Below are 14,734 nucleotides of genomic sequence, written 5' to 3'. Positions count from 1 at the left end.
CGTGAACGCCCCCAACTGGGGACCCCCGAACCCCCAGCCCACCCCTCCCCAATCCCCCTGACACAGAAAGGAATTCCCCGACAAATAGTACTTCTAATTGCCGCGCCAACTCTTTTCGCATTTGATTAATTCTTCACATACCCACCTGCGACGCAGGCGCTGCGTAAAGAACCAGGCCGGCGTGCGAACTACCAGCCCCGCATGCGAGGAGGCCGAAGGTCCCGGTTGCCTGCGGCTAGGCAGACAACCGGGACGCAATGCTCAGCGCAGCGCGGCGGCCTTGCGCGCCAAACGCTTGGTGGCGGTTTTTGCCGCCGCTTGCGCTTCGGTCGGCTTGTCGGCCGCCTTGGTTGCCTTCTTCGCGGGGGCCTTCTTCGCAGCCGCCTTGGTGGGCGATGCCTTGGTTGCCGCCGCCTTCTTCGCGGGCGCCTTCTTGGTGGGGGCGTCGGCTTGTTCCAGCGCTTCGCGGAGGAACTGTCCGGTGTAGCTCTCGGCTACGGCGGCAACGTCTTCCGGGGTGCCTTCGGCGACGACCGTGCCGCCGCCGGAGCCACCTTCGGGTCCCATGTCGATCACCCAGTCGGCGGTCTTGATGACGTCGAGGTTGTGTTCGATGACGATGACGGTGTTGCCCTTGTCGACGAGGCCGTTGATCACCTTGAGCAGCTTGCGGATGTCTTCGAAGTGCAGGCCGGTGGTCGGTTCGTCGAGGATGTAGACGGTGCGGCCGGTGGAGCGCTTCTGGAGTTCGGCGGACAGTTTCACGCGCTGGGCTTCGCCACCGGACAGGGTGGGGGCGCTCTGGCCGAGGCGGACGTAGCCGAGGCCGACGTCCACCAGGGTCTTGAGGTAGCGGTGGATGGAGCTGATGGGCTCGAAGAACTCCGCGCCCTCCTCGATCGACATGTCGAGGACCTCGGCGATGGTCTTGCCCTTGTAGTGCACCTCGAGGGTTTCCCGGTTGTACCGGGCACCGTGGCAGACCTCGCACGGGACGTACACGTCCGGCAGGAAGTTCATCTCGATCTTCAGGGTGCCGTCACCGGAGCACGCCTCGCAGCGACCGCCCTTGACGTTGAAGGAGAATCGGCCCGGCTGGTAGCCGCGCACCTTCGCCTCGGTGGTCGACGCGAACAGGGTGCGGATCTTGTCGAACACCCCGGTGTAGGTGGCCGGGTTGGAGCGCGGGGTGCGGCCGATCGGCGACTGGTCCACCTGGACCAGCTTGTCCAGGTCGTCCAGCCCCTTGATCCTGGTGTGCCTGCCCGGCACCTGCCGCGCACCGTTGAGCTTGTTCGCCAGCACGGTCGCCAGAATGTCGTTGACCAGCGTCGACTTACCGGAACCGGAGACGCCGGTGACCGCGGTGAGCACGCCGAGCGGGAAGTTGACGTCGATGCCGCGCAGGTTGTGCTCGGTCGCGCCGACCACGGTGAGCAGGCGCTTCTTGTCGATCGGGCGGCGAACCAGCGGCAGCTCGATCCGCTCACGGCCGGAAAGGTAAGCGCCGGTGAGGGATTCGGGCTCGGTGAGCAGCTCCTGGTAGGGACCGCTGTGCACCACGCGCCCGCCGTGCTCGCCGGCCAGCGGGCCGATGTCGACCACCCAGTCGGAGGCGCGGATGGTGTCCTCGTCGTGTTCGACGACGATCAGCGTGTTGCCGAGATTACGCAGCCGGGTGAGGGTTTCGATGAGCCGCCGGTTGTCCCGCTGGTGCAGGCCGATGGACGGCTCGTCGAGCACGTAGAGCACGCCGACCAGTCCGGAGCCGATCTGGGTGGCGAGCCGGATACGTTGCGCCTCACCGCCGGACAGCGTCGCCGCGGCCCGGGACAGCGACAGGTACTCCAGGCCGACGTCGAGCAGGAACCCGAGCCGCGCCTGTACTTCCTTGAGCACCTGCCCGGCGATCGCGGCCTCCCGCTCGCCCAGCGTGAGCGAGTTCAGGAACTTCGAGCACTCCCCGATGGACAGGTCACTGACCTCGGCGATGGACTTGTTGTCGCCTCCGGCGTTGATGGTGACCGCGAGGATCTCCGGGCGCAGCCGGGCACCGTCACAGACCGGGCACGGCACGTCGCGCATGTACCCGTCGTAGTGCTCCTTCATCTGCTCGGACTCGGTGCTCTCCATGCGCCGCTGCAGGAACGGCATCACGCCCTCGAAATCGGCGTAGTAGGAACGCTTCCGGCCGTAGCGGTTGGTGTAGGAGACGTGCACCTGGTCGGAGCTGCCCTCGAGCACGGCCTTGCGCGCCTTGAGCGGCAGCTTCTCCCACGGGGTGTCCATCGAGAAGCCGACGGCCTCGGCCAAGCCGGACAGCAGCCGGGTGAAGTACTCGGCGGTCTGGCCGCGCGACCAGGGCGCGATGGCACCATCGTTCAAGCTGAGCGCCGGGTCGGGCACCACCAGGTCGGGGTCGACCTCTTTGCGGATGCCGAGTCCGGTGCAGTCCGGGCAGGCGCCGTAGGGCGAGTTGAACGAGAACGACCGGGGTTCCAGGTCTTCGATGTCGAGCGGGTGCCCGTTCGGGCAGGCCAGCCGCTCGGAGAAACGGCGCTCCCGATCGTGCGCGTGCTCGTCCCGGTCGACGAAGTCGAGCACGACGATGCCGTCGGCCAGCCGCAGCGCGGTCTCGATCGAGTCGGTGAGGCGCTGTTTGGAGTTGTGCTTGACGGACAGGCGGTCGACGACCACCTCGACGTCGTGCTTCTCCTGCTTCTTCAGCTTCGGCGGATCGGTCAGCGGATACACCACGCCGTCGACCCGGACCCGGGAGTAGCCCTGGGTGTTCAACTGGTCGAACAGGTCTACGAACTCGCCCTTGCGGGTGCGCACCACCGGCGCGAGGACCTGGAACTTGATGCCCTCCTCCATGGCGAGCACCTGGTCGACGATCTGCTGCGGCGTCTGCTTGGCGATCAGCTCGCCACACACCGGGCAGTGCGGGGTGCCCGCGCGCGCGTACAGCAGGCGCAGGTAGTCGTACACCTCGGTGATGGTGCCGACGGTCGAGCGCGGGTTGCGGTTGGTCGACTTCTGGTCGATCGACACCGCGGGTGAGAGCCCCTCGATGAAGTCGACGTCGGGCTTGTCCATCTGCCCGAGGAATTGCCGCGCGTACGCCGACAGCGACTCCACGTACCGCCGCTGGCCCTCGGCGAAGATCGTGTCGAACGCCAGACTCGACTTGCCGGAGCCGGACAGTCCGGTGAACACGATGAGACTGTCGCGGGGCAGGTCGAGGTCGACCCCCTTCAGGTTGTGCTCCCGAGCTCCGCGCACAGTGAGGCGTTCCGCCACCAGGTGTTTCCCTTCTCGATCGTGTTCAGATGAACCGACAAACGGCGTCCAGACTTATCCCGGCCGTCATGCTAAACGCGCCCACCGACAAGTTTCGCTCGCGCGAGGTGTACCAGCGACAACGGCGCTCGCGCCGACGACATCGCGGTGGGTTCCGCCAGGCTCAGTGCTCGGTCCGCCGCAGGTCACCGGACAAACCGCGGACCTGCCAGCCCTCAGCGTCGACGGTGACCGACAGCACATTCGAGCCGACCCGCAGTCCGCCGACGCGTAGCGGCAGATAGCGAGCGGGGACCACCGGTGCGACCGACAGCACCCCCTCCGGAACACTCGGTTCCAGTCTCAACAGGGTACGCAAAAACAGCAACGGTGCGGCAGCCGCCCAGGCCTGCGGCGAACACGACGTCGGATACGGCACGGGGATGTCGAATTCGGCGCGGTCGAAGCCGCAGAAGAGTTCGGGCAGCCGGTAGCCGAAGCGGGTCGAGGCGTCGAGCACGGCGGAGACCACCCGGTTCGCGTGGTCGGTGAAGCCGTAGCGCATCAGGCCCGCGGCGCAGATCGCGTTGTCGTGCGGCCATACCGAGCCATTGTGGTAGCTGACCGGGTTGTAGGCACCCATCGAGGTGGCCAGCGTGCGGATTCCCCAGCCGCTGAACATCTCCGGCGAGAGCAGATGGTCGGCGACCCGCGCGGCCTTGTCGTCGTCGATGATCCCGGTCCACAGGCAGTGCCCGATATTGGAACTGAGCGCGTCGATCGGTCGCTTGTCCCGGTCCAGACCGATCGCGTACCAGCCTTTGTCGGGCAGCCAGAACGCCTCGTTGAAGGCGATTTTCAACTGGGCGGCCTTGCCCCGCCAGCGCTCCGCCGCCTGGTGGTCGCCGGTACCCGCGGCCAGCGTGGCCCGGGCGAGATACGCCGCGTAGACGTAGCCCTGCACCTCGGCCAGCGCGATGGGTGCCTCGGGCAGCGTGCCGTCGGCGAAGTTCACTCCGTCCCAGGAGTCCTTCCAGCCCTGGTTGGCCAGGCCGTGTTCGGCGGCGCACTGGTATTCGACGAAACCGTCGCCGTCCGCGTCGCCGTAACGCTCGATCCACTCCAGCGCGCGATCGGCGTGTGGCAGCAGTTCGTCGCGGATCCGCGCGTCCAGCCCCCACCGGTACAACTCGCCGAGCAGCATCACGAACAACGGTGTTGCGTCGGCGGTGCCGTAGTAGGCGGTGCCGCCGCCGAGCAGCAGCGTGGCCGCCCGGCCGAAGCGCACCTCGTGCGGGATCCGGCCCGGCTGCTCTTCGGTCGTCGCGTGCAATTTCTTGCCCTGGAGATCGGCCAGGCTCTGCAGCGTGCCGACGGCCAGCCTGCGATCCAGCGGCAGCACCATCCAGGAGGTGAGCAGCGAGTCCCGGCCGAACAGCGCCATGAACCAGGGCGCGCCCGCGGCCACCACCGCGCGTTCGGGGTGGTCGGGGTCGAAGATGCGCAGCGCGCCGAGGTCGGTCAGGGTGCGTTGCAGCACCGAGGCGAGGGTCTCGTCCGCGGTGTGCACGGTCGGCGAGTTGGCGTACCACTCGCGCAGCCGCTGTGCCGGCGCGCTGCGGTTCACCGGCGTGCCGCAGGGGTAGCGCGGTGGTGCGATGTCGGTGCCGAGGGCGGGCAGGTACTCGATGCAGGTGGACCATTCCCCGCGTCCGGGCAGGCTTACCTGCCAGCACAATTCGCGGCCGGTCGCGGTGGCCGAGCTGCCGCTGACGGTCACCGCCATGCCCAGCTCTTCGCGGCTGATCTGGATGGCGCCGTCGGTGGCTCGCGCCGCCGTGACCACCGCCTGCTCGCGGCCGGTGCGCCCCTCCTTCACCTCGAACAGGTCGGCGAAATCGGCGTCCAGTTCCAGCCTGATCGTGCAGTCGAGCGGCGCGCTGGACAGATTGCGTACCACCAGGTCCTCGCGCATGCCGTCGCCGACATGCCTGCCGATGATCACCAGCGCGGTGCTGTCGGCGGTACCCGCACGCGGCGCGGTACGGGCCAGCAGCGTCGCGCTGTACGGCTCGTCGTAGCGCACGGTGAGCGGTTGCGGTGCCAATCCGTCGACGGTGAGCCGCCAGTACGACAGCACCCTGGTGTCGCGAACGAACAAGCCCGCCGCGCGATCCGGGGTGATCGCGCCGCTGACGTCACTGATGCAGAAGGTCGAGCCCTCGACCAGGGTGACCCCAGCGTTGATGGCCGTCGGCGCCTCCGTATCCGAGCCGTCGCCCCACGGATGGGTCACGCGCCAGCCCCGGGGGCGCTCGGCGAACTCACGCCACCGGAGTGGGCACCATGACCCGGGTCGTCCGTTCGGCCACGATGCGGCGGTAGAGCCGCTCGTGGTCGCGCGCCATCCGCAGCCTGCCGAACCGCTGCTCGGCCGATGCACGGCAGGCCCGGCGATCCAGCGTGTGCACCTTGTCCAGGGCGTCCACCATTTCGTTGACGTCGCGGCAGAGGAATCCGGTCCTGCCGTGGTCCACGATCTCCGGGGCCGCGCCGTTGGGGAACGCGAGAACCGGTGTGCCGCAAGCCAACGACTCGGCCATCACCAGCCCGAAGGGTTCGGGCCATTCGATCGGATTGATCAACGCGTCGGCATGGCGCACCAATTCGACCCGGCGCGCGGTCGGTTCCTCGCGCGGTTCGGGGTCGTCGGGGCCCATCAGTGGACGCACCCGCTCAGTGTAATAGCGACGTTCCTCGGGTTCGCGCATCTTGGTGATCATGAGCAGTTTGCGCCGGGCCAGCCGGGCGATCTGCACCGCGCGGTGCACGCCCTTCTCCTCGTTCATCCGGCCCACGAACACCACGTATCCCCCGCCACCGGGGCCGTATTTGTAAGTGTTGAGGTCGATTCCGTGATGGATCACCTCGGCGATCGGCACGCTGCCCGCCATCCGCCGCTGCGACTCGGAGATCGCGACGATGTGCGCGTGGCGCGCCATCGAGCGGAACAGTTCCTGGCGCATCTCCGAGAACGGGCCGTGGTTGGTGACCACGACCGGCGGTCCGTCCTGGATGGCGCCGACGAACGGGCCGAGTGAGGTGTGATCGTGGATGATGTCGACGTCGGCCAGCGTCTCGTAAGCGGCGAGCACGTGCATCAGCTCGGCCTCACCGACGCCGATCTGGCTGGTCGGCTGCTCGTACAGCGAGTAGCGGCGCACCGGGCAGGTGGATTCACCCACCGTGAAAAGGTGCACGTCGTGGCCGAGCATGTCGAGGCCGACGGAAAGATTGGCGACTACCGATTCGGTGCCGCCGTAGGCGGGCGGTGGTACCGGTACCCATGGCGGAACTATCTGCCCGATTCTCATGGGAGCCTGCGTTCTTCGACGCCTCGGCCTTCCTCGGCGGAACCCCACTGTGCGCCGCAGCCACCGCAGCGCACCGAAATATCGGGTAGTTCATCAAAGGCATCGACTGCGTCGGATCCGCATCCCGGACAGGTGCGGGGCGATCCGAAGATCGCGCTGAAATCTAGTGTCGCTGAATATGTCATCTCGAGTTCCCACGTACATATGAGCCTTATGGCTCCGCTGCCCACGGCCCCTCTGGTTGACTTCATTGCAAGCTTACCCGGAACCTCGTTATCTACTCGAGGAATTCGCGCAGGCTCGTTTCGGCGTAACGACGACAGGGAGGCCGCCGTGCTCGAGGTATTTCTCGTAGACGACCACGAAATCGTCCGGCGCGGCCTGGTCGATCTGCTGGAGGGTGATCCGGAGCTGACGGTGATCGGCGAGGCGGGTGATGTCGCGCAGGCGATGGCGCGAATCCCGGTGCTGCGCCCCGCGGTCGCGGTGCTCGACGTGCGACTGCCCGACGGCAACGGCATCGAACTGTGCCGCGATCTGCTGGCCGAGGTCGAGGGGCTGCGCTGCCTGATTCTCACCTCCTACACCGATGACCAGGCGATGCTCGACGCCATCCTGGCCGGGGCCAGCGGCTACGTCGTGAAGAACATCAAGGGCATGGAACTGGCCGCCGCGATCAAGGCGGTCGGCGCGGGCCGCTCGCTGCTGGACAACCGGGCCGCGGCCGCGTTGCGAGCCCGGCTGCGCGACGGCGCCCCCGACGACGACGGCCCGCTGGCCGGGCTCACCGAACAGGAACGGCGGCTGCTCGCTTTGCTCGGTGAGGGCCTCACCAACCGGCAGATCGCGGCGCGAATGTTCTTGGCCGAGAAGACGGTGAAGAACTACGTGTCGCGGCTGCTCGCCAAGCTCGGCATGGAGCGACGGACCCAGGCGGCCGTGCTGGCCAGCAAGCTCGGCGAGCGCTGAACCTCGACATGACCGACGCCGTGCCGAACTCCGTGATCGACACCCTGCGCGCCATCGTGGACACGGCCACCCGCATCGCCGTCGACCACGCCAGGCTCTACGAGTGGGCCCGCACCCGGCAGGCGTGGATCGAGGCGACCAGGGACATCGCCACCGAGTTCCTGGCCGGTACCGAGTCGCAGCGGGTGCTCGCGCAGGTGGTCGAGCACGCGCGCACGTTGACCGAGTCGGCGCAGGCGATCCTCGCGGTGGTCGAGCCGGGCATCCCGCCCGAGGAGGCCACCGAACTCGTTGTCGCGCAATGGTCGCGGGCCGCCGTGCCGGACGCGGAGCGCATCGTGCGGCTCACCGACACCGCCACGGGCAAGGCCTTCGCGGAGCGGACGACGGTACACCTGACCGACGCGCGGAGCATCGACTTGGGAGTGCCGGTCGGCGCGGCCGGGCCCGCGCTGATCCTGCCGCTGCAAACCGCCGGCGTCGTGCTCGGTGTGCTCATCGTGGTGCGCGCGGCCGAAGCCGCGCCGTACTCCGACGAGCTCGTCGCGCTCACGGCGGCGTTCACCGATCAGGCCGCGCTGGCCATGCAGCTCGCCGAAGCGCAGCGCCGGGCGCGTGAACTCGATGTGCTCGCCGATCGCGACAGGATCGCGCGCGACCTGCACGATCACGTCATCCAACGCGTCTTCGCGGTCGGGCTCGGGTTGCAGGGTCTGGCCGCGCGGGTCGACGATCCGCAAGTCCGGCATCGACTTTCCGACGAGATCGACCGACTGCAGGAGATCGTGCACGAAATACGCACGACGATCTTCGATCTGCACGGCGGTACGGGTGCCTCGCTACGGCGGCGTCTGGAAGACGCCATCCGGCAGCAGACCGCGGCGACCGCGATCCGGGCGCGGCTGCACGTCGACGGTCCGCTGTCGGTGGTCGGGTCCGCGCTGGCCGAGCACGCGGAAGCCGTTGTGCGCGAATCGGTCAGCAACGCGGTGCGGCATTCCGGTGGCGATGTCGTGACGATCGAGATCACCGTCGGGGACGAGCTGACCATCCTGGTGCAGGACAACGGATCCGGCGTGCCGGATGACGTAACCGCCAGCGGGCTGGCGAATCTCGCGCAGCGGGCCGGCGAATCAGAGGGGCGGTGCAGTGTCGAGCGCGCTGCGGACGGGGGTACGCGGGTGCGCTGGTCGGCCCCGCTGAGCTGACCGGGGCGCTGGTCGCCGTCAGTCCGGTTCCACGAGGCTCAGATCGCCGTCGTAACGGCGGTACAGCAGCCGCCCGCGCCCGTCGATCGAGTCGGTGAAGAACAGGAACGGCAGTCCGTGATGACACAGAATCTGCGCAGCCCGGTCCTCGTCCAGGACGGGTGCCGGTTCCGGATCCACTGCGATCGGTAGCGAATTCACCCGCTGCGGACCGCTCGTCACCGCATCCTGGCGGGACAGCCGGACACCGAGCGGGTCCCCCCAGGCCACCACCGCGTCCACGCCGGTCTCGCTGTCGGTGAAGAGGTACGCGTCGTAGTCCATCGTGTCCATCACCGCCGTCGCCTCGCCGGCGGTGCCGGTGAGTAGCTCGCACGACTTGCGGCGCACGATCGGGCGCGGCTCGGTGACCTGCGCCAGCGGCGGACGCGCCGGATCCGGCCAATCCCTGCTCGTGCTCGTCGCCAGCCGGGCCAGTTGCCGGTCCAGTCGCTCGGCGGCGAAGGTGACCGCGAACCCACCGGGCCCCGTCACCTGCACCCGGGTGGCGACACCGCGGCAACGAATATTGGCCTGTACCACGGTCACCGCGTCGGTCTCCGGCGGCGCGGTGACCCGGACCCTGGTCGCCGCGTCGAGATGGTGGCGGCGCAGCACCCGGCCGATCGCCCGGACCGCCCGCGTCACGTCCACGTCCGGCACCGCGCCGAACGTGGTCACCGCCAGATCGAGATCACTTGCGGTCAGCCAATGTTGCGGTGCGGACGGATGCAGCAATCCCGACGACTTCATGTGACACGCCCTGACTTCGAATTCGATCCCGTCGCCCCATATCACCATCGCAATGCCCCGGCGAACAGGGCCGAAAGTCCCCCAAGGGCGAACTAGACTGGCGCGAGGCGCAGTTCACGCGCGCACCACAAGGGGAAACCGAGATGACCGAGGACCGCGGCACCGACCCCTACTCCGTGCGCGACACCCTCTCGCAACTGCGGCTGCGCGAGTTGCTCAGCGAGGTCAAGGAGCGGGTCGAGCTCATCCTGGACTCGCGCGACCGGATGGACGGGCTGGTCGAGGCGATGCTCGCCGTCACCTCAGGGCTCGACCTGGACGAGACCCTGCGCACCATCGTGCGCACCGCCACCAGCCTGGTCGATGCCCGCTACGGCGCGCTCGCCGTGCGCGGCCACGACCAGCAGGTGGTGCAGTTCATCGACGAGGGCATGGACGACGAAACCCGCAGTGCCATCGGGCGTTTGCCCGCGGGCCACGGCGTACTCGGCGTGGTGTTCAACCAGTCGAAACCGCTCCGGCTCGACGAACTCACCAATCACCCGGCCTCCGTAGGCCTTCCGCCGCACCACCCGCCGATGCACACCTTCCTCGGGGTGCCGGTGCGGATCCGCGGCGAGGTGTTCGGCAGCCTCTATCTGACCGAAAAGGCGGGCGGGCAACCGTTCACCGACGATGACGACGTACTGGTGCAGGCGCTCGCGGCCGCCGCGGGCATCGCGGTGGACAACGCGCGGCTCTACGAATCGGCGCGCACCAGGCAGGCGTGGATCGCGGCGACCCGCGATATCGCCACCGAATTCCTGGCGGGTAACCGGTCGGCCAACGTGCTGGCGCACGTGGTCGAGCACGCCCGCACGCTGACCGGCTCACACCAGTCCTTCCTCACCGGTCCCGACGAGGAAGGCGAGCTCGCGGTCACCCAATGGTGCGGTCCCGGTGCGGGTTACACGGACAAGGCCGTGCAGACCGAGGGCACCGCGCTCGGTGAGGCGTTCACCCGGCGCACCCCGCTGCGCTTCGACGACGCGAGCGCGATCAGTGTCGGCCTCGCGCTACCCGACGCCGGGCCGCTGCTGATCCTGCCGCTGTGCACTCCGGACAGCACCCTCGGCGTGCTGACGACGGTGCGACCGGTCGGCGCCGCGCCGTACTCCGACGAGCTGGTCGAGCTGACCGCCGCGTTCACCGATCAGGCCGCGCTGGCCATGCAGTTGGCCGACGCGCAGCTGCGGATGCGCGAGATGGACCTGCTGGCCGACCGTGATCGGATCGCACGCGACCTGCACGACCACGTCATCCAGCGCCTGTTCGCGGTCGGCATCACCCTGCAGAGCGCCGTCGCCCGGGCTACCGTTCCCGAAGTGCGGCAACGCCTTTCGACCGTGGTCAACGATCTGCAAGAGGTGGTGCAGGAGATCCGCACCTCGATCTTCGACCTGCACGGCGGCCACGGCAATCCGCTGCAGCAGCGGCTCGAGCAGGCGATCCGCCAGCAGACCACCGAAACCCCACTGCGGTCGACCTTTTCGGTGACCGGTCCGCTGTCGGTGCTGGAAGCCGAACTGGCCGATCACGCCGAAGCCGTGGTGCGCGAGGCCGTCAGTAATGCGGTCCGGCACTCGGGGGCGGATACTGTCGCGGTGGAGATCAGTGTCGACGACGATCTGACCATCGCGGTGACCGACAACGGCTGGGGCATCCCGAATCACGTGGTGCGCAGCGGGCTACGCAACTTGGAGCAGCGCGCGGAGAAGGCCGACGGACAGTTCACCATCGGTCCCGCAGGGAACACGACGGACGATGCCATGCCGGGTACCCGGCTGTGCTGGTCGGTGCCGCTGCCGTGAACCGAACACTTGTCGTGCCCCTGCGTGATCTGGCCGAGCATCGGCGCGGGCGAGTCCAGCGCCAACGCGACGAAACCGAGCGGCAACGGCGCCCAGGCAGGCGTCAGCGAGGCCGAGTCGGGCCGCCGACCTCAGCCGGCGGGCCCGAGCAGCACGACAGAGTTGTTCCCGCCCATACCCAGCGACAGTTTCGCGGTGATGCCGCCCTCGAACGGCTGCGGTCCGTCCAGCAGCCGCGGATGCGGTGCCGCGACGATCGGCGCTGCGGGCACGATGCCGCGCTCGTAGCCGAGCGCAGCCACGGCCACTTCGACACCGGCGGACGCGCCCTGACAGTGGCCGACCAACGGTTTGAGCGCATAGATGTGCGGCTGGTCGTCGAACATGGTGGCCAGCAGATCTCGTTCCGCGTTGTCGCATTGCCGAGTACCGGTGCCGTGTGCGTTGAAGTAGCGCACATCGGCCGCGGCCACACCGGCGTTGGCGAGCGCGCGCCTGGTGCATTCGCGAATCTGCTCGTGCGTGGGATCGACCGACACCACGTGATACGCGTCGTTGCTCATGCCGCCACCGAGCACCGCCGCGTAGGGCCGGTCCACCGAGCGGGTCAGCACGAACGCCACCGACCCCTCGCCGAAGCAGAAGCCGCGAGTGCCCTCCTGGAACGGGCGGCACCCGTCCAGCGGTTCGGCGTCGGTCACCGCGGCACCCATGCCGGCGAAGTGCTCGACCATATCGGGGGTGCCGGACAAATCGGTGGCGACACACACCACGTCGTCGGCGATCCCCGCGTCCAGCCAGAGTTGCGCGGTGACCAGCGCGGCATTGGCGGAGCTGCACGTCGCGGACACGTTCATCGCCGGGCCGTGGAACCCGTACTCCTGCATGAGTACCGAGATGGGGGTGGAGGGGATCAGCGGCAGATAGCCGCGGGACCGGCGATGGCCCTGATCGATGAGGTAGAAGTCGCGCCAGTTGACGACGTCGCCGAGCACGATCGCGTGCAACAATCCCACCGTGCGGCCGGGCTGCCAGCCGCGTGCCAGCGCGTCGGTGATGGCCTCCCTGGCCGACTCGTGCATGGCCCGGCCGTATCGGCTGGTGCTGACCGTGTGGTCGCCTCCGTCGGGCACCAGCGCAACCCAGGCATCCTCGTCGCGACCGGGCCCGTATCCCGATTCCACCGAGGCCGCCGACTTACCGCTGAGCAGTCCCTGCCACAGCGCCTCGCGACCCCAGCCGTAGGCGGTGACGGCACCGATCCCGGCGAACGTCATATGATCTTGATGCTGGTGTCGGTCGTTCGGGGTGTCACCCGGCATTGCATCGCTCCTTCACCGCTTCCGCAGCCGATCTGCGGTGTAACAGATAATTACTACAGAACCGGTTCTGTAATGATCACCAGGCAGAGCCCGATTTAATGCCGGAACTGTGATCGAAGCAATAGCGTCGACGCTGTGCTCTGCTACACGTCGGCACCAGAATAATCCCATCTTCCAATGGCCATAATCGGGTCGACGATCGGGGGTTCGAGTGGGTGAGGACAAGGTAGCCGCTGCGGTCGACGCTGCCGAGCAGCTGGCTGAGCGCTACCGGTCGCTGGTCGAGCACTCACCCGATGGCATCTGCGTGCACGAGCGCGGCGTCCTCGTCTACGCCAACCCCGCTACCGTCCGTTTGCTGGCTGCCGACAGTGCCGAGGACGTGATCGGCAAACCCCTGACCCAGTTCGTCCATCCGGGCTCGGTCCCAGGGATGCTGGAGCGGATCAGCCACCTCACCACCAAGGGTGCCGCCTCCAATCCGACGGAGATGACACTGGTCCGGCTCGACGGGGTGCCGGTGCCGGTGGAGACCGTTTCGGTGCTCACCGCGTGGCACGACCGCCTCGCCTATCAGGTGGTCATCCACGACCTCACCGCCCAGCGACACGCCGAAGCCGCACAGCACTTGGCCGAACAGCACTTCACCACGGTCGTCTCGCAGTTGGAGGAGGGCGTGGTGGTGATCGACCCGGAGGGGCGCATCGAGTCGGCCAATCCGGCCGCCATGCGCATCTTCGGCAGCGACGGTTCCGACAACGAGCTCATCGGCAAGACCATCCAGTCCCTGCCGATGACCCTGCTCGACGCGAACGCGCAACCGCTGCCGCCGACCCGCCACCCGATCGCCCGCACGCTGGCCACCGGCGAGACCATCACCGGCTACGTCTTCGGCGTCGACCGCGCTGACGGGCAGCGGCGCTGGCTCTCGGGCAGCAGCCGCCTGCTCAACCCCGACGATCCGCGCTCCTCGGCGGTGTCCTCGTTCGCCGACATCACCGAATTCCGGGCCAGCAGAAGGCAATTGGAGTACCAAGCCACCCACGACTCGCTCACCGGGCTGGCGAACCGGTCGCTGATCCTGTCCCAGCTGGCGGGCGCGCTCGCCACCAGCGAGGACCTGCCGGTGTCCACCGTGCTGTTCATCGATCTGGACGGGTTCAAGGCGATCAACGACACGCTCGGGCACGCCATCGGCGACACCGTGCTGCAGATCGTCGCGCAACGGTTGCAGCGCGCGCTGCGCGGCGACGACCTGGTCGGCAGGCTCGGCGGCGACGAATTCCTGGTGCTGCTGTCCGGGCGCACCCGGCGAGTCGACATCGACGCGCTGGTGGCCCGGCTGCGCGCGACGATGGCCGAGCCGATCATCGCGCGCGGGCATCGGATCGAGGTGAACGCCTCGATCGGCGTCACCCCGCTCACCGTGGGCGACCGCCGCACCCCCGAGGCCGTGCTGCACGACGCGGACCTGGCGATGTACCGGGCCAAGCCGACCGGGCATCGCGAGGGCGCGGTCAGCAAGGGACGCAGGCCGAACAGCACGCACGCGTCCTGACAAGCTCCACCCATGATTCTCGAACACGCGCTGCTGCCTGTCCGGCCGGAACTGGCCGATGATTTCGAAGTCGCCTTCGCCCGCGCGCGGCCGATCATCGCGAGCATGCCCGGGTTCCGGTCGCTGTCGCTCAGCCGCTGTGTCGAGACGCCCGGCACCTACCTGCTGCTGGTGGAATGGGAGCGGCTCAGCGATCACGTCGAAGGTTTTCGCGGCTCGCCGGAATACCTGAAGTGGAAGGAGCTGTTGCATCACTTCTATGAGCCGTTTCCGGTGGTCGAGCACTTCTTGCCAGTGATCGACTAGCACGGCACACCGGACCACAACCCCATAGAGCGCGCCGACGGCGGTCGTACACGACGGCGAGCCGACGACGCGA

General features: G+C 68.1%; 10 protein-coding genes. 5 read left to right on the top strand and 5 right to left on the bottom strand.

All coding sequences use genetic code 11. The features are described 5' to 3' along the window. Positions 1-261: 261 nt before the first annotated feature. The 3 genes from uvrA to DMB37_RS33105 all read right to left on the bottom strand — a co-directional run bounded on the left by uvrA (position 262) and on the right by DMB37_RS33105 (position 6,656). Positions 262-3,303 (bottom strand): excinuclease ABC subunit UvrA, encoded by a 3,042-nt coding sequence (uvrA, locus tag DMB37_RS33115; protein WP_135236030.1) that lies wholly within the window; start codon positions 3,301-3,303, stop codon positions 262-264. Between the two features lie 163 nt (positions 3,304-3,466). Next, the gene (locus tag DMB37_RS33110) at positions 3,467-5,578 is read right to left on the bottom strand and encodes a glycogen debranching N-terminal domain-containing protein (RefSeq protein WP_135236029.1); all 2,112 of its coding nucleotides are present in this window, start codon (positions 5,576-5,578) and stop codon (positions 3,467-3,469) included. 28 nt (positions 5,579-5,606) lie between these two features. After that, the gene (locus DMB37_RS33105) at positions 5,607-6,656 is read right to left on the bottom strand and encodes a glycosyltransferase (RefSeq protein WP_135236028.1); all 1,050 of its coding nucleotides are present in this window, start codon (positions 6,654-6,656) and stop codon (positions 5,607-5,609) included. 333 nt (positions 6,657-6,989) lie between these two features. On the opposite strand from DMB37_RS33105, the gene DMB37_RS33100 reads away from it, so the two are divergent. Together DMB37_RS33100 and DMB37_RS33095 are read left to right on the top strand one after the other, a co-directional pair. After that, on the top strand, positions 6,990-7,625 hold the full coding sequence (locus DMB37_RS33100) for a response regulator transcription factor (protein ID WP_107655305.1): 636 nt from the start codon (positions 6,990-6,992) through the stop codon (positions 7,623-7,625). Between the two features lie 8 nt (positions 7,626-7,633). Then, the gene (locus DMB37_RS33095; RefSeq protein ID WP_135236027.1) at positions 7,634-8,833 is read left to right on the top strand and encodes a sensor histidine kinase; all 1,200 of its coding nucleotides are present in this window, start codon (positions 7,634-7,636) and stop codon (positions 8,831-8,833) included. Between the two features lie 18 nt (positions 8,834-8,851). Here DMB37_RS33095 and DMB37_RS33090 read toward each other — a convergent pair whose 3' ends face one another. After that, complete coding sequence (locus DMB37_RS33090; RefSeq protein WP_135236026.1) at positions 8,852-9,625, bottom strand: sigma 54 modulation/S30EA ribosomal C-terminal domain-containing protein; 774 nt, start codon at positions 9,623-9,625, stop codon at positions 8,852-8,854. A gap of 143 nt (positions 9,626-9,768) precedes the next feature. Between DMB37_RS33090 and DMB37_RS33085 the strand changes: the two genes are divergently transcribed. Beyond that, on the top strand, positions 9,769-11,475 hold the full coding sequence (locus DMB37_RS33085) for a GAF domain-containing sensor histidine kinase (protein ID WP_135236025.1): 1,707 nt from the start codon (positions 9,769-9,771) through the stop codon (positions 11,473-11,475). Positions 11,476-11,606: 131 nt separating this feature from the next. Here DMB37_RS33085 and DMB37_RS33080 read toward each other — a convergent pair whose 3' ends face one another. Beyond that, positions 11,607-12,752, bottom strand: coding sequence for a beta-ketoacyl synthase N-terminal-like domain-containing protein (locus DMB37_RS33080; protein WP_135236024.1), 1,146 nt, complete (start codon positions 12,750-12,752; stop codon positions 11,607-11,609). A gap of 256 nt (positions 12,753-13,008) precedes the next feature. Between DMB37_RS33080 and DMB37_RS33075 the strand changes: the two genes are divergently transcribed. Together DMB37_RS33075 and DMB37_RS33070 are read left to right on the top strand one after the other, a co-directional pair. After that, positions 13,009-14,355, top strand: a complete 1,347-nt coding sequence (locus DMB37_RS33075; RefSeq protein ID WP_135236023.1) for a diguanylate cyclase domain-containing protein — start codon at positions 13,009-13,011, stop codon at positions 14,353-14,355. 12 nt (positions 14,356-14,367) lie between these two features. Continuing rightward, positions 14,368-14,661, top strand: coding sequence for an antibiotic biosynthesis monooxygenase (locus tag DMB37_RS33070; protein WP_135236022.1), 294 nt, complete (start codon positions 14,368-14,370; stop codon positions 14,659-14,661). The last annotated feature ends 73 nt before the right edge of the window (positions 14,662-14,734 follow it).

The sequence above is a fragment of the Nocardia sp. CS682 genome, from assembly GCF_004634405.1.
GTDB classification, from domain to species: domain Bacteria; phylum Actinomycetota; class Actinomycetes; order Mycobacteriales; family Mycobacteriaceae; genus Nocardia; species Nocardia ninae.
The sequence above is the reverse complement of the archived record's forward strand: the minus strand, read 5'-3'. Positions and strand labels throughout refer to the sequence as shown.